This window comes from Chitinophaga sp. SVR4-12A, from assembly GCF_056754765.1.
Genome location: NZ_JBPGWP010000001.1, coordinates 433,664 through 457,733, shown reverse-complemented (window position 1 = coordinate 457,733; position 24,070 = coordinate 433,664). Strand labels below are relative to the sequence as shown.

The following is a 24,070-nucleotide window of genomic DNA, read 5'->3' as shown; positions in this document are numbered from 1 at the left end:
CCTATACCTGTTACACATGAATGCAAAACATCGTTTTTTGTTAACTGCCATACTGTTGCTGGGCGCCATTAGTTCGAAGGCCCAGGAAGCTGCTTATGATCACAAGATCATTGCCATACTGCCTTTCAAAACAACATCCTTCAAAACACTTCCTAAAGGAAATGATTCCGTCGTTCAACGCCTGATGGCAAGTGAAGCGGCCCTGAGCCTCGAGGTGCAGGAAGCTTTCTATAATGCCATTACAGCCGACCAGGATAGATTGCTGGTAGATGTGCAGGATTGGAAACTCACCGATTCACTGCTGAAAGCAGCTAACCTTGATTTCAGGAAAATAATATATGCTGATAAGCAGGTACTGGCTTCGCTGCTGAAGGTAGATGCTGTACTGGCGGGAGAATTTAACAGTCACCAGGTAGCCGGTGCTTCCTCCGCCGCCGATATCGCAGCTGTAACAGCTGCGGGAAGTGCCTGGGCATTGGTCAATTTAATGAACAGGCCCACAAAGCTGACAGTTTTCCTGTACGATGGAAAAACAGGAGACCCGCTCTGGAACTTTGAAAAGGAGCTGGTAGCAAACCCGGTCTTTAATAACAGTAAAAAACTCGAAGGCCGCTTATATAAAGCGTTTATCAAAAAATTTCCTTATACCCGCTAAGACAATTCACCTGTGAAAACAATATTAGTTTCCTTTTTCCTGTTGTTTTTCCTGCGATCTGTCTTTGCACAGGAAGAGAAAACTATACAGATCAACCCGGAATCATTGGATACTTTATGGTACCACAGCCATGGTTTGATCGCCATCCTGCCTTTCAGCATGGAAGCCCGGGAGGATAGATTCAAAAAAACGTTTGATGCACAGTTGATGAAGGATCAAACGATTTTTAGCATGCAGGTGCAGCTGGCATTCTACAACTCGATCACTAACGATGAAAAAAGATGGCATGTTAGCGTACAGGATTGTCGCGTCACAGATTCATTACTGGAAAGGGCGGGCGTCAGCCTGCCGAAAGTGAATTATCTTGACAAACGCTCGCTGGCTGCATACCTAAAGGTAGATGCCATCATAATAGGGTGGCTGAATAATTTTTACATACCGGGATCCGACACGCCCAAGCGGGCGAAAATGAGCTCTCTGGCTATGTCACTGTACGACGGTAAGTCCGGGGATTTCCTTTGGAACTTTAGTAGCGAGATCAATCCCGAAGATGTAATCGGGAACTACTACCGCCTCAACACCTGGCTGTATAATGAGTTCCGCAAGAAGTGCCCCTATACATCTAATAAAGTATACAGAACAACCACCTACCAATGAAAACCATATCCTTTTCCCTCATACTGCTATTCTGCCTGCAAACCCTTTACGCACAGCAGTACCAGCACAAAACCATCGCCATCATTCCCTTCAGGGTGATCACCATGCCTACCGCTCCCGGCGAAGATACCTCCTTCCAACAACTAAGGATATACGAAAGAGAGAAAGCCGTACTGCTCCAGCAGCTAATGTACAACTCCCTCTCCGGCGACAGCGCCAGCCTGGCAGTCAGGCTGCAAGACTACCGGGTGACAGATTCCCTCTTGCGCCTGGCCCGCATCGATCCCCGCGATGCCTACTGGAAAGATAAAACCGCCCTCTGTAAATACCTGAAAGTAGACGCCCTCGTCACCGGCATGCTGCAACATCCCAAAGTGTCCAGCCGCGCCAAACTGGAAGCCGACGTAATGGCCAAAGGAAAGCAACGCCTTACCGCGGACAGGAACCCGGAAAGAAAACTGATCCTGAAAATATTCGACGGAGCTTCCGGCAGCCAGATCTGGGAGCTCACCGAAATAGTCCTCTCACACCGTATCGCAGACGCTTCCGGCCAGTTGCTGGAACGCAGCCTCTATAAAAAGATCCGGAAACAATTTCCTTACGTTTTATAGTTTATATTAGTTTCCGTAATTTCCGGGTATAAACCGGACATAAATATTAGCAGATGAAATCCCTGGCATCCATATTACTGATCGCTGCATTAGCTTATCTCGCAGGACTTTTCCTGGGCTGGTGGTCTGTTGCCCTCGCCGCATTCCTCGTGGCGCTGGCCATACCTTCTTCCCCCGGAAAGGCTTTCCTCAACGGCTTTATCGCCATATTCCTCCTGTGGATGCTGGTGGCCTTCTTCCAGGATGTGCGGAATGATCATATCCTGGCCAACCGGGTGAGCGAGATCTTCCTGAAAATGCGCAACCCCATCCTGCTGGGCATTGTAAGCTCCATTATCGGCGCCCTCGTAGCCGGTATGGGCGGCCTCTCCGGCAGCCAGCTGCGTAAGGCCCTGCGCCGTGATACCACAGAACGCAGAGAAAACCTTGCCTGATAATGTGGAGATCCTTTTTACTGCTGGTATGCATCTGTGCATTTACCAGCGCCTCGGCCAGCATAATCCGCGGTCATGTTACCAATGAAAAGAACGAGCCACTGCCTTATGCCACAGTGCTGGTAAAAGGTACTACAGAAGGCACCACCACCAACGCAGACGGCGAATACCACCTGGAGCTGCCCGATGGCGACTACACCATCGTATGCCAGTATATGGGCTACCGTAAAGAGGAGAAGCCGGTCAAAGTATCCGGCAACCTCGAGCTGAACTTCCAGCTGCGTCCCCTCAGCCTCCAGATCCGCGAAGTGACCGTCAAAGGTGGGGGAGAAGACCCTGCCTATGCGATCATCCGCCAGGCGATCAAAAAGCGGCCGGTATACAAGGCACAGGTACCCGAGTTTAGCTGCAACGCCTATATCAAGGGCATGTTCAAGTTCCGTCACATGCCAGACCGCTTCTTCGGAAAAAAAGTAGATAAACAGGATATCGGCGTAGACTCCCTCGGCAGAGGCATCGTCTTTCTCTCAGAATCTGTTACCAAAATATCCGCCCGCCTGCCCGATAACATCAAGCTGCAGGTGATCTCCTCCCGCCAGAGCGGCGGAGGCTTCGGCTTCAGCTTCCCGGCCTATATCAATTTCTACGACAACAACGTGCAGGCAGTGATCACGCAATTCAGTCCCCGTGGCTATGTATCACCCATCGCTGATAATGCCCTGCAATACTATAAATATCATCTCGAAGGCACCTTTATAGAAGATGGCCGCACCGTGAACAGGATCCAGGTAACGCCCCGCCGCAAATTTGAACCGCTTTTCTCAGGGTATATCTTCATCACAGATAACGATTGGCGGATCCACAGCGCCAACCTGCTGCTTACACGTGATTACCAGCTGGAGATCATGGACACCCTACAGATCAGGCAGATCCACGTGCCGGTAGACAGCGCAGTATGGCGCACCAAAGACCAGGTGATCACCGTTACCATGAAACAGTTCGGCTTCGATCTCCTGGGCAATTTCGTGAACGTATACTCCAACTATAACCTGCATCCTAACTTCCCGCCGGGCTATTTTGATAAAACCCTGATGAAGTATGATACAGCGTTCAATAACAAGAACATACATTATTGGGATAGTATCCGGCCCGTGCCCCTGGAGAAGGAGGAAGTGAAGGATTTCAGGGAGAAAGACAGTACCGCCAAAGCCAGGAGAGACAGCCTCGTGTCAGACCGTCACATCGATTCCCTGCGTAAAAAACAGCAGCCCATCACGCCACTCAGTGTGCTTTGGAGCGGCGTTAAGCATAATTATTATTTCCGCCGTGATACCACACTGGTAACGAACCAATTAGCGGTAAAACCTTTGTTCACGCAGCTGGAATACAACACTGTGGAAGGTTTGGTACTAAGTGTGGAACCCAGTCTGGAACTCCATCTTCCGCATAACCAGGAACTGCGTATAGCGCCCAGTCTTCGCTACGGTTTTAGTAATACTCACCTGAATGCGTATACGGAAATCAACTGGGAACAGGAGTCCCGCCTGCGTCAGCGCATTGGTAATAACACCTGGACTCTGGCCGGTGGTAAGCGCATTTCACAGTTTAATAAGGATAACCCGATAGATGCCCTTACAAATGAAGTATATACGCTGCTGCTGAAACGGAATTACATGAAGCTGTATGAGAACTGGTTCGGCAGCCTGGGTTTCCGCCGCCGCTTCGAGAACAATGCAGTGATAAAGGCAGGCATCACATATGAAGATCGTCTTCCCGTAGAGAACACCACTGATTTCGTGGTATTTAAGGATGCCGGCCGTCAATTCCTGCCTAACCATCCTTACGAGCTGGCCGATGTACCTTTTGTCCGTCACCAGGCATTGGTGGCAGATCTCAGTTTCAGTTTCCAGCCCGGTCAGCGCTTCATCGAATTCCCGGATAGAAAGATCGCCATCGGTTCCAAATATCCCCGTTTTGAGATCGACTATAGCAAAGGCATTCACAAGCTAGCCGGTAGCGATGTAGATTTCGACAAATGGTGGGCCCAGGTATCCGACAACATGAATTTCAAACTGTTCGGCGAGTTCCGTTACCGCCTCGGGGCCGGCGGCTTCTTAAACAGTAAACAGGTAGGTATTCCTGATTACCAGCATTTTAACGGTAACCAAACCTTTTATAACATTAAATACCTGAACAGCTTCCAGCTGGCGCCCTATTATCGCTACAGCACCATTGAGCAATTCTATACTACCGCAAATGTGGAACATCATTTCAACGGTTTGCTTACCAACAAGATCCCTTTGCTGAATCGTCTCAAATGGAACCTGGTAGCCGGCGCTAACGCATTCTATGTCAATGGCGATAATAACTACGTAGAAGTGTTTGCGGGTTTGGAGAATATCCTGAAATTGATAAGGGTAGATGTAATAGCGGGCTATCAGAGCCAGGATGCAACACGTATAGGCGTTCGGGCGGGTTTCGGGGGATTATTGGGAGGCGCCCTGTTCAGAAGATAGTTAGAAGTTTGAGGAGTATCACATTTGCGGGCTACCCCTCAAACTCTTTGATCTTTAATAGGATTGGCGATTATGCCTTCAGTCTCTTTTGTTTCTTGGGTGCTTTGCTGTCATCATAAAAGTATGCCAGCACTCGGTACACCATGAAGGCGAGGATGAAGTAGAAAGTAGAAAGGATAATTGTACTCATAGATCACATTTTTGGGTTACTTTATTTTGCTTGTTAAAAAGCCTTAAGTCAAAAAGAATGCCAAAGCAAACGGGGTTTTTCAAAGGGGTCATTTTCAGGCGTTTAGCCGTTCCTGCTTATTTTTTTGTCCCATCCGGTGTTGTCAATTGTTGACGCACTCTTCCACAAAGATAACCTATTTGAGGTTTGCTTTCTTAACATGAAGATGCTACCTTTGTGCGTCATTGTTTGGCTGCCGTCAGCCGCAACGTGTGAATTTTAGATTAACCCGAAAACACCCCTTATGAAACTGGATTTGTTTAATTCCATCAAACAGCTGGGCGCAGGTACCAAATGGCTCAGAAGGATTTCCATCAGCGTATTTATTGTTGGTTTGCTCTTAAGCGCTACCGCCTACATCGGGGAGCTGCGCCGCGGAAACGATATACAGCTCTTGGCTACGCTCGGCTTTATCGGTTACATCCTGATTATCAGCTCCGCAGCCATCCTGCTCGTGAACCTGCTGAATGTCTGGTCAACTAAGTCGGAGGTTTAAAGGGCGCTAAAAGTTAAAGGTTTGTGGTAAGAAGCCAGCCTACCACTTATGGACCTGGAACCTCCAACGAACCTCAAACCTCAGACTTCAAACCTCAAACCTTTTCCGTACCTTTGCCCTTTCGTTGAAATTTTGTTCAGCCGACGTCTGTCCTTAAAATTTCCAAACATTATGGCATTACACAACAGAGTATCCGCAGACGAGCTAAAACGCCGTCTCGCAGCAGAAACATTCAAAAGAGTTACCATCTCCTTTTACCAGTACGCAAGGATCGACGATCCCCAGGCCTTCCGTGATCAATTGTACATCTCCCTCGAAGCGCTCCAGGTTTTCGGCCGTATTTATGTTGCTCGTGAAGGCGTCAATGCCCAGGTAAGCGTTCCTGAGCACCATTTCGACGCATTCCGTAACACCCTCTATGCCATCCCTTTCCTGGACGGCATCCGTCTCAATATCGCAGTGGACGATCACGGCAAATCCTTCTGGGTGCTGCGGATCAAGGTGAAAGAAAAGATCGTGGCCGATGGCATCACCGATCCCAATTTTGATATGTCCCGCAAGGGCCAGTACCTCGATGCCGCCTCCTTTAATGCGCTCAGTGCCGACCCGGATACCATCATCGTGGACATGCGCAATCACTACGAGTACGAAGTCGGTCATTTTGAACGCGCTATAGAAGTGCCTTCCGATACCTTCCGCGAACAGCTGCCCATGGCGGTAGATATGCTGAAAGATCAAAAGGACAAGAACATTGTGATGTACTGCACCGGCGGCATCCGCTGCGAAAAAGCCTCTGCATACCTGCTGCACAACGGTTTTCAGAACGTATATCACCTCGAAGGCGGTATCATCGAATACACCAACAAAGCCCGCCAGCAAGGCCTTCCCAACAAATTCAAAGGCAAAAACTTCGTGTTCGACGAGCGCCTCGGCGAACGAATCACCGACGATATCATCAGTCACTGCCACCAATGCGGCAAACCCTGTGATACCCATACCAACTGCAAGAATGATGGCTGCCACCTGCTGTTCATCCAGTGCGAAGCCTGCGCCGCCCAATACGACGGTTGCTGCAGCGAGGAATGCTATACCATCCAGCAGCTGCCCGCCGCCGAACAGGAACAGCTCCGCAAAGGGATCGATAAGGGACAGATGATCTTCAACAAATCTAAACAAAGGTTAAGGCCCCGTATCCGGGATAATGAAGATTGATCAGCGCTTCAGGTACCGGTCTCTCAGGATCCGTTCCATCACCTCCTCCTTTAAATGCCGGCTGATAGGAATGTAATGCGGGCCGATAATGATATCGTTCCCGGCTATACGATCTATTTTTGATAAGGCTACTATATAGGATTTATGCACCCGCAGGAACTGCTGTTCCGGCAGGTAATCTTCCACAGCCTTGAAGGTGAGATAGGTAATATACTTGCGCTGCAAGGTATGCAGCACCACGTAGTTCTGCAGGGCCTCCGCATACAGGATATCGTCAAAGCATATACGTTCCAGCCCGTTATCGCATTTAATGAAGAAATACCCGGCATTATTCGCGGGCGTGGCAGGCCGCTGCAGCAGCTCAAAATAGGAGCGTGCTTTAAGCGCCGCTTTCAGAAAACGTTCAAAGGCGACGGGTTTCAGCAGGTAATCGATCACATCCAGCTCAAAGCCCTGCAAGGCATATTCGGGGAAAGCGGTGGTAAAGATCACCAGCGGGGGCTGAGGCAGGGAACGTACCAGGTCCAGCCCGTTGATACGGGGCATTTGTATGTCCAGGAAGAGCAGGTGGATCTGTGCGGTTTGCAGCAGGTCGATAGCTTTCACCGGACTGTCACAAACCGCTACCAGCTCCAGGAAATCCACGTCTGCACAGTATTCCTGCAAGCCCTTCCGGGCCATTGGTTCGTCGTCTACTATCATGCAGCGTAAGTTCATGCGATACGGATGTCTAAAGTTACATGAAATGCCTGTGCCGTCTCATCGATCTGCAGGCTGTGCCGTTCAGGATACAGCAGTTCCAGGCGCCGCTTTACATTGGCCAGCCCGATACCTTTATGCAGCCCCTTACCATTATCCATTTCCTCGCGGGTATTATAGGTCTCCAGCTGTAAAAAAGCGCCCTGTCTCCGCAGGCTGATGCGCACCTTGTTAGGCGCGTCAACATGCGCGGACACATGCTTGAACGCATTCTCCACAAAGGGTATCAGCAGGAGAGGGGCGATCTGGAACTGCCGCATATCCGGGTCGCAGTAAAACGATACCTCACAGTTCTCATTATGCCGCATCTGTTGTATAGCTACATAATTCGCTACATACTGTGCTTCTTTTTCTATGGGAATGGTATCTGTATTGCTGTCGTACAGCTGGTAACGCAGCAGGTTAGCAAACTGCATCAGCATTTCCCGCGCGGCCTTATTCTCTTTATCGATCAGAAAATAAACAGCATTGAGGGAATTAAACAGCGCATGCGGGTTGATCTGTGCCTTCAGGTATTGCAGCTCCTGCTCAGCGCTGGCCCGCAGGGCGCTCTGCAGCCGGTGCTGCGTTTTCAGCTGGTCTATATAGAACTGCACGCCCACAATAGCGCTTACCATAAAGAAGAGCGGTATATACACATCATACAGCTGGCCGTTCAGGTTACTGTTGGGCCACTGGCTGATCCTGGCGGCATAAGGCCTGAGCACCAGGTTGAGCACCTGTATCACCAGCCAGCCGGTAAAAATGATGAATCCAGTAAAAGCTGAAAAGAAGCTTACATAGCGCTGCCGGTACAGCAATTTGGGTATCAGCACGTAATTGGTAAAGTACACCGCCCCGGCCAGCGTCACTACCTTCAATACGCCCGCCCATATAGTAGCAGCCACCGCCGGGTAGGCGTCGATCCGCAAGAGCAGCCACACAGCAAAAAAGGCCATCCAGAATAGCACGTGATGCAGTTTATACCTGGTTAATACCCTATAAATGTTCATGCGGCAAGTTAATGATTGCTAACACGTAACGCGGAATACTTACACCTGATGTAGCTTTTACCTGACGACTGGGCCTTTTACAAAGGTAAAGCTTTTAGCAGTTAGCTATTAGCCGGGAAATGTTCCGCATGCTAACTGCTAATAGCCAACAGCTAAAAGCTAAAAAAGAATCCGCCCCGCGTTGTTTCTTCTACGGCAGGGCGGAGTAATTGAGCATGAAACCAGTTCAGGAAGATCGAGTTTCTTCTAGAGCTGCATTTGCATGTTCCATTCTATCAACCTATATGCGAACTAAAACCAGTAGTTTCTTTAGCTGTTAGCTACCAGCTTTTGGCTATTAGCTATGGAGCTCCCAGCCGCTAAAAGCTAAATGCTAATAGCCAGGAGCTGTATTTATAATGCATCTTTTTTGTTTTTATAAGCGCCATAAAATATGATCGGGAAGATCAGCAGCGTTAGTATCGTCGCTGTTATCAAACCTCCGATCACCACTATCGCCAGCGGCTTTTGTGTTTCAGAACCTACCCCGTGAGATACCGCCGCCGGTATCAAACCGATCGCAGCCATCAGGGCAGTCATCACCACCGGCCTTACCCTCGATTCCACACCCAGGCGGATGGCCTGGTTCAATGGCAGCCGGTCCTGCAGGTTCTTATGGAACACCGATATCAGTATCACCCCGTTCTGGATACAGATCCCAAAGAGGGCAATAAAGCCTACACCAGCCGAGATCCCGAAATTGATGCCCGTAACGTGGATCGCCAGGATCCCGCCTATCAGGGCAAACGGCACGTTCAATAGTATCAGCCCTGCATCCTTTACACTGCCCAGCATAATGAACAGGATCACGAAGATGGCTACAATGCTCACCGGTATTACCTGTGCAAGACGGCCGGTAGCGCGCACCTGGTTCTCAAATTCACCGGTCCAGCCTACGCTGTAACCTTTAGGCAGTTTCACGGCGGCGCTCACTTTACGCTGCGCTTCTGCAATGGTGCTGCCCAGGTCACGATCCCGCACAGAGAACTTGATACCGATGAAGCGCTTGTTACCATCCCGGTAAATAAATGCCGGACCAGTAATCGTGGTGATGGTACCGATCTCCTTCAGCGGTACCTTATTGCCGCTTTGCGTAGGCACCATCAGGTTGCGCAGGTCTTCCTCTGTTTTACGGTAGTTAGCGTCGTAGCGGATACGGATGTCAAATTTCTTCTCGCCTTCATAGAGCTGCGTAGCTGTTTTACCGCCTATCGCCATTTCTATCACGGCCTGTGCATCGGCAGTGTTCACACCGTAAAGCGCCATCTTGTTGTCCTGCAGGTTAATACTCATCTCCGGCTGGCCGATATTCCGTATCACACCCAGGTCGCGTATGCCCTGCACATGCTGCAGCTGGGCAATCACTTGTTGCGAAAGGCTTTCCAGCTTTTCCAGGTCATCCCCGTAGATCTTCACCCCATTGGCGGCCTTGAAGCCGGCCACTGCCTCAGATACGTTATCACTGATAGGCTGGGAGAAGTTCAGGATGATGCCCGGGTATTTTTTGAGCCTTTGCTCCATCTGGCCAATCAGCTCATCCTGCGTGATCTTGCGTGTCCAGTCTTTCTTGGCGGCCAGGTCTACCTGGTACTGTACAAAGTAGAACCCGTTAGGATCAGTACCGTCGTTGGAACGGCCTACCTGTGAAAGCACCCGCTTCACTTCCGGGAAACCGCCCAGGTCCTGGCGGATGGCATGCGCCATCTTCACGCTCTCTGTAAGCGACATGCTCATGGGCAGTTCTGTGGTCACCCACAGCGAACCTTCATTCAGCTGCGGCAGGAACTCGGTTCCCAGCCAGCGGGAAGAAAAGAAGGTCAGGAACATGAAGGCGAAAGCCAACACCATACTGAGGCGCTTATGCCCGTAGGTCCAGTTGAAACCGCGCATCACTATAAAGTCAAAGAACTTCACCACGGGGTTGTGCTTCTCCCTCACATTCTTTTTCAGCAGGAGGGAAGTGAGCACAGGCACCAGCGTGAGCGTGAACAGCAGTGCACCCAGAAGGGCAAAGCCCAGCGTCCACGCCAGCGGTGAGAACATCTTGCCTTCCACTTTCTGGAAGGAGAAGATGGGTATCAAGGATATAATGATAATCAGCTTCGAGAAAAAGATGGCCTTTGCCAGCTCGCCACCGGTCTGTTTGATCCATCCCATTTTGGCCAGCTTGTTGAACCGCTCCATGCCGTACTTATGCGCCTTATGGTCCAGCATCACAAAGATGCCTTCCACCATCACCACCGCGCCGTCTATGATGATACCGAAGTCGATAGCGCCCATAGAGATCAGGTTGGCGGTCATCCCTTTCAAACGCAGGCAGAGGAACGCGAACAGGAGCGACAACGGGATGATGATGGACACCGTTAAGGTCGTACGCCAGTCCGCCATGAAAATGAAAACGATCACCGTTACGAACAGGATGCCTTCTACCAGGTTGTGCAACACTGTATGGGTACAGAACTCCATCAGGTTATCACGGTCGTAAAAGGTAACCATCTTCACATCACTTGGCAGGATGGTTTCGTTCAATTCCCTGATTTTGTCTTTCAACCGGGCTAATACTTCGGTCGGGTTCTCGCCTTTGCGCATCACCACGATCCCTTCCACCAGGTCGTCCTGCTTGTCAAGCCCTACCTGGCCCACCCGCGGCAGCGATGATTCCCTGACAGTGGCCACATTTTTTACCAGCAGGGGAGTGCCGTTGATGTTATCCAGGATAATATTCTCTATATCCGCTATGCTGTTCAATAGGCCGATGCCTCTTACCACATATGCCTGTCCGTTCTTTTCGATCACATCCCCGCCTACGTTCACATTACTCTTTGTAACAGCCTGGTACAGCTCCAGCGGCGTGATATCATATTTAGCCAGTCTTACCGGGTCTGCCTCTATTTCATATATTTTATCCTGTCCGCCGAAGGCCACGATATCTGCTACTCCCGGTACGCTGCGCAGCTGACGGTCTATCACCCAGTTCTGGTAGGTCAGCAAATCGCGCGAGTTGCGGCGGTCGCTTTTCAGGTAATAGCGGAATATTTCACCGGTAGGGCCATACGGCGGCTGGATCTCGGGATCGGCCCCCTCGGGAAGGTTCACGCTCTGCAGCATGTTATTCACCTGCTGCCTCGCAAAGAAGTCTTCTACATCATCCTCAAAAATGATCTTCACTACCGAGAGGCCGAACATGGTAACCGAGCGTACGCTGGTCTTCTTCTGCACTGCGTTCATCGCTACTTCCACCGGCAGTGTTACAAAGCGTTCCACTTCCTGCGCGCTGCGGCCATTCCATTTGGTAACGATGATGATCTGCGTATTCGTAACATCCGGGAAAGCTTCTATCGGCGTATGCACAAAGGCCACAATTCCCGAAATGATCAGCGTTAATGTTGCAATAAAAACGAACAGTTTATTCTTAAGCGAAAAACCGACTATATTCTTAATGAACTTGTTCATATCCAGTCTTTACAGTTTGATGTTTGAGGTTTGACGTTTGAGGTTCAGAACAGGTAACTTTACCTGAAAATTGAAGATGACTGACAACCTCAAACTTCAAACTTTAAACTTCAAACTACTAGTCATTTAAGGCGTTATAAATTAAGAGCTGATTCCTGCTGATCACCTTTTCGCCCGGGTTCAGCCCTTTGTTCAGGTAGGCCAGGCTGCCAGAGGTTTTATAAGGCTCTACCTCCCGCACCTGTATATTGTATTTATCCTTGAACACCAGCACATAGCTCTTGCTGCGATCGAAGATCAGCGCAGAAGACGGCACTGCGATCCGCTCATCGCCTTCGTTGTAATGCAGTGTAACGGTGGCGAACATTTCCGGCTTCAGCTGCAGGTCTTTGTTATCCAGCTTGATCCGGATCTGCATGGTCTTGGTGGCAGGGTCCAGGAAATTGTAGATCTTATCAACCTTGCCATGGAACACCGTATCCGGGTAGCTGATGGTCACGATGTCTGCATCATAGCCTTCCTTCACACGGGCGATATCTGTTTCAAATACATTGGCCAGTACCCATACATCATTCAGTTCAGAGACCGTGAAGATGTTCTGGTTGTTATCACTGCGGATCTCCATGTTATTGTTGATGTTCTTCTCGATGATATAACCGGAGATAGGCGCTGTTACCAGGTAGGTGGAGCCGCTGCCCCGGCGGTAGATCTTGAAAAGGTCGTTCAGGCGGTTCACGTCTGCACGCGCTTTATCCACTTCACCCTGTGCGTTCACTACATCTTTCTCGGTACTCAGCTGACTGCTGTACAGGTCCTGCGCCACCTTCAGCCCTTTCTCCGCTACGGCGAGGTCTGTCTGCGCCTGCGACATCTGCTTCTCGTAATCCGCGATCTCACCGCTCTGGATCACCGCCAGGATCTGGCCTTTCTGTACATAATCGCCTAGCTGTACTTTGATATCCTTTACATATCCGCTCACCAGGGGAAATACTTTCAGTACCTTACCCACATCCGGCGATACTTTACCTGAAAGTCGAAGGTCGCTTTGCACGGGCTTTACGGCAGCGGTATCTATATGGATGCTTTGCAACATCGTGTCGCTCAGCACGAAAGTTTCTTTGTCGGTATCTTCGGCCTGTGTATGTCTACAGCCGGTCCACCAGGCAGCGCTGGCTACCAGTAAAGCCAGGCTTAAAAAACGGGTCATATTGATATTGATCTTCATTTATAATAATTCGTTTGATGTTTGATGTTTGACGTTTGAAGTTTGTTTAATGTTAAAGGTTACTGGCTAGAGGTCTGACAATCCGTTATAGACCTTCAACCTCCAACGAACCTCAGACTTCAAACCTCAAACTTCAAACCCTGACAGCTATTGAAACAATTCCGTTCCTGTAGCAAAATTCAGCTCTTCATATGCCGTGATGCGGTTCAGCATCAGTTTGTTGGTGTTCTTTACGTTATCGCTGTAGCTGTTGAAATAATCAATAAACTGTAACAGGGAGATATTGCCTTTACGGAAGTTGAGCGCTACCTCATCTATCAGCTTATTATACTCCTGGTTAAAGCTTTTGAAATCCAGCAGCTGGTATTGCCGGTCCATCAGGCTGATCTTCTGTACTGCCTGCTGCACATCCGTTGCTACGATATTGTTGCCCTCGGCCAGGGTTTGCTCCTGTACCTTTACCTGGCTGCCGGCAGAGCGGATATTGCCCTGGTTACGGTTCCAGAAGGGGAGGTCTATCCCCAGCGTCAGTCCTACAAAGTTGGGCGCATAGCTGCCAGCTTTATCATAGGTGGCGCCTACGTGCAGATCCGGTACAGCCAGCGCTTTCTGAAGGCTGTAGTTCACCTGTGCCTGTTGCAGCTGCTGCTGGGCAATGCGCAGGTCGGGCCGGTTCAGCAGGGCGGTGTCTATGAGGGCTGGCAGCGTATAACCTTTCAGGTTAAGATTATAGCGCGACAGTCCCTCCGTATCCACCCTCGGCGCGTACTGATGGTCGTTGCCGAGCAATTGTTGTAGGTTTAGTTGTGAGGCCAGTTCCTGTTGTTTCAGGTCGGTATAATCATTGGTGAGGCCTACTATCAGGGCGCGCAGGCGGATCACATCCGCATGGGCTACGCTGCCTTTCTTGTCCGCCTCCTCATAAGCGTCTACGATCTTCTGAAGGTTGGACAGCTGTTGCTGCAACACTTTCTCAGTTTCCTGCAGGAAATACAGCTGGTAATAATTACTCCTGAGCTGCAGTCGCAGGGTGCGCATCAGTTCAAAGAACTCAGATTGTGTGGTGGTGGCGTTCAGCTTTGCCAGCTGCACTGCTTTATTGCGTTTACCAGCCAGCGTAATCAGCTGATCCACGCTGTAAGCGGTTTCGCCGCCGTTTCCTCCGTAAAAAGGTTGTATTTTATCTGTGGTGCCGAAGCCCAGGGTTGCGCTGAAAGAAGGATTGCTCCATAACCTGGCTTGCTGAACAAGCGCCTGATCCGCGTCGATCCGGAAACGTTGCGCCAGCAACTGGTAATTCCGGTGAAGGAAAGTATCCTCCGCTTCCTGTAAAGTAATAGGCTGTATAACCTGCGCCATGCTACTGAGCGAAAATATTAACAAGGCTGTAGTTATGATCCAGAGCTTTTTTTGCATATAAGTGACGTTTCAGTCTCAATTTCTGGTACAAAGCTCTGAAAGAGGAATTAAAGGGGCCTTTAAGGGGGATTAAAATGGGCTTAAAAAGTCGTTAGTCGTTAGTCATAAGTCGTCAGTAAATGCAGCGACCATAATCTTCGCACCAGCCACTTACGACTTATGACTAACGACTAACGACTAACGACTAACGACTAACGACTTTTATATATACGGTAACAACACCGTAAACACTGTTCCTTTATTCAATGTAGAACTGACAGTTATAAATCCTTTATGTAACTGTACTATCTTTTTGCAAATGGACAAGCCCAATCCATGCCCCCGGGTCTGATGCGCATTCTGCCCCCGGTAAAAGGGCTCAAAGACCTTATCCAGCTCCTCGGGTGCAATGCCAATGCCATTGTCCTTTATCTTTATCTCTATATACCCTGCGGGGAAATCAATACAAACCCGCGCGGTATTGTCCGATGAAAACTTACAGGCATTGTCCACTAAATTAAGAAAGAGGATCTTCAGCAGGGTCTCATTGCCCTGGCATGTTACCTCGGTATCCGTTTCGGGAAGCTTCTCAAACTGTATATCCACCTTCCCGTTCTGCTTTAATTTAATAAGATTGCCCATTTCCAGCAGCATTTCGTCCAGTCGCACCTCATAGAAGGAAAACCGCTGTTCGTTCAGGTCTGACTGCGCCAGCTGTAAGAGGCCATTGGTAAGGTCGGAGAGGTTCACGGCGTCTTCCAGTACGGAGCTGAGCACCGCTGCATATTCGTCTTTATTTCGTTCTTTGGAGAGGGTTACCTGCAGCTGGCTGATAATAGAGGCCAAAGGCGTGCGCAGCTCGTGAGAGGCATTGCTGACAAAGCTTTTCTGCAGGTCAAAAGAGTCGCTGAGACGCTGCAGCATCGTGTTAAAATTGCTGCCCAGCGTCGCTATCTCATCGCGGCCGCGGATGTCTACCTGCGTATCCTGCAGGTTGTTGGCGTTAATAATATTTACCTGGTTCACCAGCTTGGTGATAGGGGCCACCATGTTGCGCGAAAAGAAATAGGCGATGATCACCAGCAATACAACGGCCACTATCAGCTCTATGAGGAGAATGCGCCGCAGGTTCTGCAGGTTCTGGAAACCATACTTGTCCAGCGACGATACTATTACGATCACCGAGATGTTGCCTTCAGTATAATGAACGCCCACCACCTCATCGCTATCCTTTTCAAAATTATAAATGCCGTTCCGTTTAATATAGTCCAGCAGGCTGCGATGAGTGCGTATAGCCGTATCCTTAAGATTGGAGTAAAGCAGATCGTAATTGGGATTGTATACCAGGATGGTTTCCTTGTATAGGTCCTGGAAGGTGGTTTTATCCAGTTTGCGCAGCAGGTCTATTCTTACCTTGTCGCCTTCGATGATCACATTGGCGATGGAGCGGGCCCGGTATTCCAGGCGCTCCAGGTATTCTGCTTTCCTGGACTGGGCAGAAAAGTAATAGGCAAGGGAGGCAAAGGCGATCAGCAGTATAGCGGCCGATACAGTATAATAAATCCCTATTTTATACTTGATCTTCACATTAATATGTTTGAGGTTTGAAGTTTGAGGTTTGAAGTTCGTTAAATGTTAAAGGTTGCTGGTTAGAAGTCTGGCTATTCGTTAGAAACCTCCAACCTCCAACGAACCTCAAACCTCAAACTTCAAACCTCAAACCTCAGACTACTCCTCCGCCAGGTAATATCCCATCCCTGTTTTGGTATGTAACAGTTTATTATCAAAATCCTTATCGATCTTCTTGCGCAGGAAATTCATATACACCTCTATTACATTGGTGCCGGTATCAAAATCAATATCCCATACTTTTTCCGCGATGGTCAGCTTGGAAATGACCTTGCCTTTATGCAGGGCCAGGAATTCCAGCAGCTGGTATTCCTTGGCGGTTAGGGAAATCTTCTTGCCGCCGCGGGTCACCTCTTTCTTTTCCCGGTCTATTTCCAGGTCGGCGATCACGATCTTATAAAGGCTGTTCTGCTGTACATCTGCACCGGCCCGTTTCAGGAACACCCGGATCCGCGCCAGCAGTTCGCGGAAGTCAAAGGGTTTCACCAGGTAATCATCGGCCCCCAGTTCAAAGGCCTGCATCTTATCGTCCATACCACCCAGCGCCGTCAGCATGATAATGGGAATCCGGATGTTCTTGTGCCGTATCACCTCGCAGATCTCGTAGCCGTTGTTGTGCGGCAGGTTCAGGTCCAGTATCACCAGGTCATAGCTGTTGCTGGAGGCCAGGCTTTTACCCATACGGCCATCATAAGCTACCTCTACTTCAAAGCCGTTTTCCTCCAGTCCTTTCTTGACGGCGTTGGCAACTTTTACCTCGTCTTCTACTACAAGAATTTTCTGCATGTTAATTATTTATGCTTTGGAGCTTGAGGTTTGAGGTTTGAAGTTTGAGGTTTGAGGTTTGAAGTTTGAAGTTCGTTAAAGGTTTGATGTTCAGAAAACGTATCAGGTTACGGCATACTTATTCTGAACTTCTCACTTCCAACCAACCTCAAACTTCAAACTTCAAACCTCAAACCTCAAACTTCAAACTTCAAACCTCAAACTACCCTTCCTGCTCCACTATTTTTTCAAACACCTCCTCATACTGTTTGTTCGCCCTTTCCAGCTCTCTCAGCGTCTGCTTATAATCTCCCTCTACCTGCTGGAACTTTCCTTTATCCCCGTATACATCCGGGTTACCCAGGCTGGTTTCCAGCTGCTGCTTTTTTTCATTCAATTTGGCCAGTTCCGCTTCCAGCTGCTGGAACTGCTTTTGCAGTTTCTGCAGCTCACGCCTGGCGTCTTTATCGATAGGAGCCTGTTTTACAGGTGCTGCCACCGGTTCAGGTTTTGCTGCTGCTTCCGCTGCAGGAGCAGGCTCATTGCCTTTGTTCTTGCGATCGTTCTTTCCCGGTTTGGGAGGCTGATTGGCGGCAGCCTGGCGTTTCTTCCATTCTTCCCACTCAGTATAGGTGCCTTTGAATTCCTTGATCTCGCCGTCAACGATCTCCCATATCTTGTTAGCGGTCTGGCTTACAAAATAACGGTCGTGCGATACCAGCACATAGCTGCCCTCATATTTACTCAGTGCATCTATCAGCATCTGTACAGAGTTCATGTCCAGGTGGTTCGTGGGCTCATCCAGCAGCAGGAAATTGGCCTGGCTGATAATGGTCTTGGCTAGCGCCACCCTGGCTTTTTCGCCACCCGACAGGATGCGGATCTTTTTGAATACGTCATCCCCGGTGAAGAGGAAGCAGCCCAGGAGCGAGCGCAGCTCCAGCTCGTTACGGCCGCTGCCTGCAGACTTCAGTTCTTCCAGGATCTCGTAATCCATGTGCAGGGCTTCCAGCTGGTGCTGGGCATAAAAAGATTGCACCACGTTATGGCCGGGGATCCGTTCGCCTTCCATCGGCTCGGTACCTGCAATAATGCGCAGCAGGGTGGATTTACCCTTACCGTTGGCGCCTATCAGGGCGATCTTGTCGCCACGGTCTATTTCCGCGCCGGTGTTCTTCAATACGGCGATGTCGCCAAAACGTTTGCTTACACCCTTAAGCGTACATAATATTTTGCCGGGGGTCTTATCCACGTTGAAATTGATCCTGATCTTGGAAGGGCCGCCGTCTACCTGCTCCACGCGATCCAGCTTTTCCAGCCTTTTCATAGCGCTTTGCGCCTGGGCGGCTTTGCTGGCTTTGGCCTTGAAACGCTCAATAAAGCGTTCCTGCTGGCGGATGTATTCCTGCTGGTTTTCGTATGCCCGTTGCTGAAGGTCCCGGCGCAGCTCCTTCTCCTGTTCGTAATCCTCATAGTTGCCAGCATAGTGGTGCAGCTGCTGCTGGTACAGCTCTACGATCTTGTTCACCATCCTGTCCAGGAAATAGCGGTCGTGCGAAACGATGATCACCGCTCCGTTATAATTCTGCAGGTATTTTTCCAGCCATTCAATAGAAGGGAGGTCCAGGTGGTTGGTAGGTTCGTCCAGCATCAGCACATCCGGATGCTGTAAGATCAGTTTAGCCAGCAGCACACGCATCCGCCATCCGCCCGAGAACTGGCTGTAGGGACGCTCCAGGTCTGCCGTGCTGAATCCCAGGCCTTCCAGTACCTGGGCGGTCTTATGCCGCATGTTGTAGCCATCCAGCGCTTCAAACGCGTGCAGCTTGTCGCTGAACTCATGCAGCAGGGCTTCCGTCTGGTTATGTTCCAGCTCTTTGGTAATGCGCTCTATCTCTTTTTCCAGTTCCAGCGCTTCGCTGAAGGCGGTCATGCCTACATTCAGGATTGACTCGTCTGATTCAAAGCTCAGCAGGTCCTGGTTAAAGAAGCCGATGCTGAGGTTCCGGATCTTGTTCACACTGCCTTTGGAGATGGAATATTCCCCGTTAATGATCCTCAGCAACGTTGATTTGCCGGTTCCGTTCAATCCGATCAGTCCTACACGGTCTCCCGGCACAATATGCCAGGAAGCATCTTCCACAATAACCCTGGATCCAAATTCAAAAGTAATGTCCTGTAACGCGATCAGCATATTTGTATAATTAAATAAAGCTTTTAGCTTTTAGCTTCTAGCTGCTAGCTGCTAATAGCTAGTAGCTAATAGCCAGTAGCTATTCCAAAAGCACACAAAGGTAATACTAATGTGCAGATGTGCGAATATAGGAATGGTATTTGCTGCTTCGTAACATATGTATCATATATTTTATTTATTTTTGTCGCGGAGATGTATGTGAACACGGGAATGTAGTATCCTATGAAAGCCTGCCGGGAGAACAGACACCTTTGCAGGGAACAACTAACGAAAAACCTGGAGCGAAAAACCGCATCCATTAAGAACTGTGGGGCTTATTACCATGAGCGTGAACAATCCATATCTTATGTTAAGATGTTCCGTCTTATCCATGCTTTGCATGTGTTGTTCATTGCTGGCAACGGCCCAGCAAAAATTTACCATCAGCGGATATGTGCGCGACAGCACCAATGGCGAGTCCCTTACCGGGGCTACCGTTTACGTAAAGGGCAGTGCCCAGGGGGTACCGTCCAATACTTATGGGTTTTACGCGCTGAGCCTCCCCAAGGGGGAATATACCATCGTATGCTCTTTCCTGGGCTTTAATGAACAGGAGCACACCATCCGGCTGGACAGCAGCATCCGCATGAACCTCCAGCTGACACCCAGGACCTACCAGGCACAGGAAGTGGTGATCACCGATAAACGCCGCAACAAAAATGTGTCCTCCACAGAAATGGGCCGTTCTGAAATGTCCGTAGAAACCGTTAAACGCCTGCCTACCTTTCTCGGGGAGGTGGACGTGCTGAAAGCCCTGCAGCTGATGCCCGGCGTGCAGGCCTCCGGCGAAGGTAATGCCGGACTGTATGTGCGCGGCGGCGGACCAGACCAGAACCTCATTCTCCTCGATGAAGCGCCGGTGTATAATACCGGCCACCTGTTCGGCTTCTTCTCCGTGTTCAATGCAGACGCCATCCGTAATACCACCCTGATCAAAGGCGGTATGCCTGCCAATTATGGCGGCCGCCTGTCCTCCGTAGTAGACATCAGTATGAAGGAAGGCAATAACCAGGAGATCCAGGGCGAAGGCGGCCTCGGGCTCATCGCTTCCCGGCTGTCCCTGCAGGGCCCCCTCAAAAAGAACCAGTCCTCCTTTATCGTCTCCGCCCGCCGTACCTATATCGACCTGATCGCCAAACCTTTCGTAAAAGAGAATAAAACCTATGGCGGCTCAGGATATTATTTCTACGACCTGAACGTAAAGGCCAATTATATGTTTTCTGACCGCGACCGGTTATTCCTGAGCGGCTATTTTGGCCGCGATGTGTTCACCTTCCGCAGCGGTACCCGCACCTTTGATGCAGATATTCCCTGGGGCAATGCCACCGCTACTTTAAGATGGAATCACATCTTCAGCAAAAAGCTGTTCGCCAATACGTCTCTTATCTACAATGACTACCGCTTCCGCTTTGCCGGCTCACAGAATAATTTCCAGGTAACATTCAAGTCCGGGATCAGCGATGTGAACGGCAAGCTGGACTTCGACTATTTCGCCAGCTTTAACCACCGCATCCGCTTTGGCGGTAATTATATCTACCACCGCTTTACGCCTTATTCTATTTCCGGGCGGCAGGACAGCACCAATTTTACGCCCGATAACGCCTACCGGAAATACGCCCACGAAGCGGCGCTTTACCTGATGGACGACTGGGAGCTGACGCCCCAGCTGAAACTGAACATAGGCATCCGCTACAGCGGTTTCCAGCAGGTAGGGCCTTATACCCGCTACCGGGAAGACGCCGGTGGCGCCAAGGTAGATAGTACCGTGTACAAAAACTGGGAGCCGGTAAGGTCTTACGGCGGACTGGAGCCCAGGGCCATCCTGCGCTATGCCTGGAACCAGCAAAATTCCCTGAAAGCATCTGTTACCCGTAACTACCAGTTCATACACCTGGTTACCAACGCAGGCACCTCGCTGCCTACAGATCTCTGGGTGCCCAGCACCTATAAAGTAAAGCCGCAGATAGCCTGGCAATATTCCCTGGGCTACTACCGCAACTTCAACGAAGACAGCTGGGAAACTTCCGTGGAGGCCTACTATAAAGACATGCAGAACCAGATCGAATACCGCCAGGGCTACAGCCCCTCCCTGACAGATCCTGAAGAGGATTTCGTATTCGGTAAAGGCTGGGCGTACGGCGCAGAGTTCTTCATCAATAAAACCAAAGGACGTTTCACGGGCTGGCTGGGATACACCTTGTCCTGGACCTGGCGCCAGTTTCCTGCCCTCAACCAGGGAAAGAAATTTCCGGCCAAATACGACCGTCGCCACGACCTGGTTTTAGTAGGCAATTACGAGCTCACTAAAAAATGGCACCTCTCAGGCATCTTTGTTTTTGGTTCCGGTAATACCACCACCTTGCCCACAAAGTTCTATATGATCGAAGGCGCCCTTGTACAGGAATTCGGCAATATCAACAGTTACCGCATGCCGCCTTATCACCGGCTTGACCTCTCCGCGGTATATACGCCCAACCGCCGCCCCGAACGCCGGTTCAAAAGCAGCTGGGCATTTTCAGTGTATAACGTTTACAGCCGTATGAATCCATACTTCATGTATTTCGATACCTACGGGCAGGTGCTGAATAACAGCCTCACCCTCAGGGCCCGCCAGGTATCACTGTTCCCGATCCTTCCGGCCATCACCTGGAACTTTAAGTTCTAGCCACTAGCGATTGGCTATTAGCTTTTAGCGCTGCGATGATGATGCAAGGAAATTTGTTTATCTTCGCAAGCATTTATTTTAAGTCAACAGCTAAAAGCTAACAGCTAGTAGCTAATAGCTATCTTAACCGATATGATCAACATTACATTTCCGGATGGCGCAGTCCGTCAGTACGAACCAGGGATCACCGCATTAGACATTGCCAAATCCATCAGTGAAGGATTGGCGCGTAAAGTTTTGGCAGCAAAAGTGAACGGGCAGGTAATAGACGCCACCCGTCCCATTACAACGGATGCTACGTTGCAATTGCTCACCTGGACCGATACAGATGGTAAAGCAACTATGTGGCACTCTTCCGCCCACCTGATGGCAGAGGCCCTGGAAGCGCTGTACCCCGGCGTAAAGTTTGGCATTGGCCCCGCTATTGAGAATGGATTCTACTACGATGTAGACCTGGGCGGCCAGACGATCTCTGAAGAAGACCTGAAAAAGCTGGAAGCTAAAATGGCTGAACTGGCCAAACAGAATAGTACCTATCAGCGGAAAGACGTGAGCAAGGCAGAGGCCCTGCAGTATTTCACCGGGAAAGGCGATCAATACAAGCTGGAGCTCATCAACGACCTGCAGGATGGCACCATCACCTTCTATACCCAGGGCGGCTTTACAGACCTTTGCCGTGGCCCGCATATTCCCAGCACCGGTTTTATCAAAGCCGTAAAGCTGACCAACATAGCAGGCGCTTACTGGCGCGGTAATGAGAAGAACAAGATGCTGACCCGCATCTATGGGATCACGTTCCCCAGCCAGAAAGAACTGGATGAATACCTGACCCTGGTGGAAGAAGCGAAGAAGCGCGACCACCGTAAACTGGGTAAAGAGCTGGAGCTGTTCACCTTCTCTGAAAAAGTGGGCTTAGGCCTGCCTTTATGGTTGCCCAAGGGCGCCATGCTGCGCGAACGCCTGCAGCAGTTCCTGCAGAAGGCACAGATAGAAAGCGGCTACCTGCCCGTGGTAACACCGCATATCGGTAATAAGAACCTGTATATCACCTCCGGGCACTACGAGAAATACGGGAAAGACAGTTTTCAACCCATCCATACGCCGGAAGAAGGAGAGGAGTTCATGCTTAAACCCATGAACTGCCCCCACCACTGCGAAATCTACCGTTCATCGCCCAAGTCTTACAAAGACCTGCCGGTACGCTTTGCCGAATTCGGTACCGTATACCGCTACGAGCAGCACGGTGAACTGCACGGGCTCACCCGCGTACGTGGCTTTACCCAGGACGATGCACACCTGTTCTGCCGTCCTGACCAGGTAAAAGAAGAGTTCATTAAGGTGATAGACCTCGTGCTCTACGTGTTCAGAAGCCTGAGCTTTACAGAATATACCGCCCAGATCTCCCTGCGCGACAAGGAAGACAGGAGCAAATACATCGGTTCCGACGAGAACTGGAACCTGGCAGAGCAGGCCATCATCGAGTCTGCCCAGGAAAAAGGACTCAATACCGTGGTAGAATACGGAGAGGCGGCTTTCTATGGCCCCAAGCTCGATTTCATGGTGAAAGATGCGCTGGGCCGTAAATGGCAGCTGGGCACCATCCAGGTGGATTACAACCTGCCCGAGCGCTTTGAGCTGGAATACATCGGCGCCGATAACCAGAAGCACCGCCCCGTAATGATCCACCGCGCACCCTTTGGCTCACTGGAAAGGTTTATTGCCGTGCTGATAGAGCACTGTGCAGGTAAATTCCCGCTGTGGCTCACGCCCACCCAGGTAAAAGTGCTCCCGATCAGCAACAAAAGCTTAATATATGCAGAAAAAGTAGCTGAATTGTTAAAAATTGCGGAAATTCGCGCGGAGATCGATGACCGTAATGAGAAGATAGGCAAGAAGATCCGGGAGGCGGAACTGGCGAAAGTACCCTATATGCTGGTACTGGGCGAGAAAGAAGCCACCGAGGAAGTAGTAGCCGTAAGACGGCAGGCAAAAGGCGATCTCGGCACCATGAGCCTGGATCAGTTCATCGGTTTAGTGAATGATGAAGTGGTAAACCGGAAACCTTTTGAATAGAAACATTTGAATAATTTCTTCCCAGGTAT

The 24,070-nt window shown here is 50.0% G+C and carries 17 protein-coding genes; 9 read left to right on the top strand and 8 right to left on the bottom strand.

Annotation, left to right across the window (positions count from 1 at the left end; translation table 11 throughout):
- The first annotated feature begins 16 nt into the window (after positions 1–16).
- The 7 genes from ACR9Y8_RS01855 (at position 17) to trhO (ending at position 6,810) form a co-directional block, all read left to right on the top strand.
- Positions 17–655, top strand: coding sequence for a hypothetical protein (locus ACR9Y8_RS01855; RefSeq protein ID WP_481211519.1), 639 nt, complete (start codon positions 17–19; stop codon positions 653–655).
- Between the two features lie 12 nt (positions 656–667).
- Positions 668–1,312 (top strand): hypothetical protein, encoded by a 645-nt coding sequence (locus ACR9Y8_RS01850; RefSeq protein WP_481211518.1) that lies wholly within the window; start codon positions 668–670, stop codon positions 1,310–1,312.
- Positions 1,309–1,923 carry a hypothetical protein gene (locus ACR9Y8_RS01845; protein WP_481211517.1) on the top strand — a complete coding sequence of 205 codons (615 nt, stop codon included), beginning with the start codon at positions 1,309–1,311 and terminating at the stop codon, positions 1,921–1,923. Before ACR9Y8_RS01850 ends, ACR9Y8_RS01845 begins: the two co-directional genes overlap by 4 nt.
- Positions 1,924–1,976: 53 nt before the next feature.
- Positions 1,977–2,357 (top strand): hypothetical protein, encoded by a 381-nt coding sequence (locus ACR9Y8_RS01840; RefSeq protein ID WP_481211516.1) that lies wholly within the window; start codon positions 1,977–1,979, stop codon positions 2,355–2,357.
- 2 nt (positions 2,358–2,359) lie between these two features.
- Positions 2,360–4,873: a DUF5686 and carboxypeptidase regulatory-like domain-containing protein gene (locus ACR9Y8_RS01835; RefSeq protein WP_481211515.1), complete on the top strand. Its 2,514-nt coding sequence runs from the start codon at positions 2,360–2,362 to the stop codon at positions 4,871–4,873.
- Between the two features lie 473 nt (positions 4,874–5,346).
- Positions 5,347–5,598 carry a hypothetical protein gene (locus ACR9Y8_RS01830; RefSeq protein ID WP_481211514.1) on the top strand — a complete coding sequence of 84 codons (252 nt, stop codon included), beginning with the start codon at positions 5,347–5,349 and terminating at the stop codon, positions 5,596–5,598.
- Positions 5,599–5,769: 171 nt separating this feature from the next.
- The gene (trhO, locus tag ACR9Y8_RS01825) at positions 5,770–6,810 is read left to right on the top strand and encodes an oxygen-dependent tRNA uridine(34) hydroxylase TrhO (RefSeq protein WP_481211513.1); all 1,041 of its coding nucleotides are present in this window, start codon (positions 5,770–5,772) and stop codon (positions 6,808–6,810) included.
- Here the strand turns inward: trhO and ACR9Y8_RS01820 are convergent, their stop codons facing one another.
- The 8 genes from ACR9Y8_RS01820 to ACR9Y8_RS01785 all read right to left on the bottom strand — a co-directional run bounded on the left by ACR9Y8_RS01820 (position 6,811) and on the right by ACR9Y8_RS01785 (position 19,264).
- Positions 6,811–7,527: a LytR/AlgR family response regulator transcription factor gene (locus tag ACR9Y8_RS01820; RefSeq protein ID WP_481211512.1), complete on the bottom strand. Its 717-nt coding sequence runs from the start codon at positions 7,525–7,527 to the stop codon at positions 6,811–6,813. It lies immediately after the preceding gene.
- Positions 7,524–8,561, bottom strand: coding sequence for a sensor histidine kinase (locus ACR9Y8_RS01815; RefSeq protein WP_481211511.1), 1,038 nt, complete (start codon positions 8,559–8,561; stop codon positions 7,524–7,526). The genes ACR9Y8_RS01820 and ACR9Y8_RS01815 overlap by 4 nt, the downstream gene beginning before the upstream one ends.
- A gap of 393 nt (positions 8,562–8,954) precedes the next feature.
- Positions 8,955–12,053 carry an efflux RND transporter permease subunit gene (locus ACR9Y8_RS01810; RefSeq protein ID WP_481211510.1) on the bottom strand — a complete coding sequence of 1,033 codons (3,099 nt, stop codon included), beginning with the start codon at positions 12,051–12,053 and terminating at the stop codon, positions 8,955–8,957.
- 118 nt (positions 12,054–12,171) lie between these two features.
- The gene (locus ACR9Y8_RS01805) at positions 12,172–13,278 is read right to left on the bottom strand and encodes an efflux RND transporter periplasmic adaptor subunit (RefSeq protein WP_481211509.1); all 1,107 of its coding nucleotides are present in this window, start codon (positions 13,276–13,278) and stop codon (positions 12,172–12,174) included.
- A 147-nt stretch (positions 13,279–13,425) separates the two neighbouring features.
- Positions 13,426–14,694, bottom strand: a complete 1,269-nt coding sequence (locus ACR9Y8_RS01800) for a TolC family protein (protein WP_481211508.1) — start codon at positions 14,692–14,694, stop codon at positions 13,426–13,428.
- A gap of 204 nt (positions 14,695–14,898) precedes the next feature.
- Complete coding sequence (locus tag ACR9Y8_RS01795) at positions 14,899–16,263, bottom strand: sensor histidine kinase (protein ID WP_481211507.1); 1,365 nt, start codon at positions 16,261–16,263, stop codon at positions 14,899–14,901.
- 141 nt (positions 16,264–16,404) lie between these two features.
- Positions 16,405–17,091 carry a response regulator transcription factor gene (locus ACR9Y8_RS01790; RefSeq protein ID WP_481211506.1) on the bottom strand — a complete coding sequence of 229 codons (687 nt, stop codon included), beginning with the start codon at positions 17,089–17,091 and terminating at the stop codon, positions 16,405–16,407.
- A gap of 202 nt (positions 17,092–17,293) precedes the next feature.
- On the bottom strand, positions 17,294–19,264 hold the full coding sequence (locus ACR9Y8_RS01785) for an ABC-F family ATP-binding cassette domain-containing protein (protein WP_481211505.1): 1,971 nt from the start codon (positions 19,262–19,264) through the stop codon (positions 17,294–17,296).
- 346 nt (positions 19,265–19,610) lie between these two features.
- Between ACR9Y8_RS01785 and ACR9Y8_RS01780 the strand changes: the two genes are divergently transcribed.
- Both ACR9Y8_RS01780 and thrS read left to right on the top strand, forming a co-directional pair.
- Positions 19,611–21,968, top strand: coding sequence for a TonB-dependent receptor (locus tag ACR9Y8_RS01780; protein WP_481211504.1), 2,358 nt, complete (start codon positions 19,611–19,613; stop codon positions 21,966–21,968).
- 132 nt (positions 21,969–22,100) lie between these two features.
- Positions 22,101–24,041, top strand: a complete 1,941-nt coding sequence (thrS, locus tag ACR9Y8_RS01775; RefSeq protein WP_481211503.1) for a threonine--tRNA ligase — start codon at positions 22,101–22,103, stop codon at positions 24,039–24,041.
- The last annotated feature ends 29 nt before the right edge of the window (positions 24,042–24,070 follow it).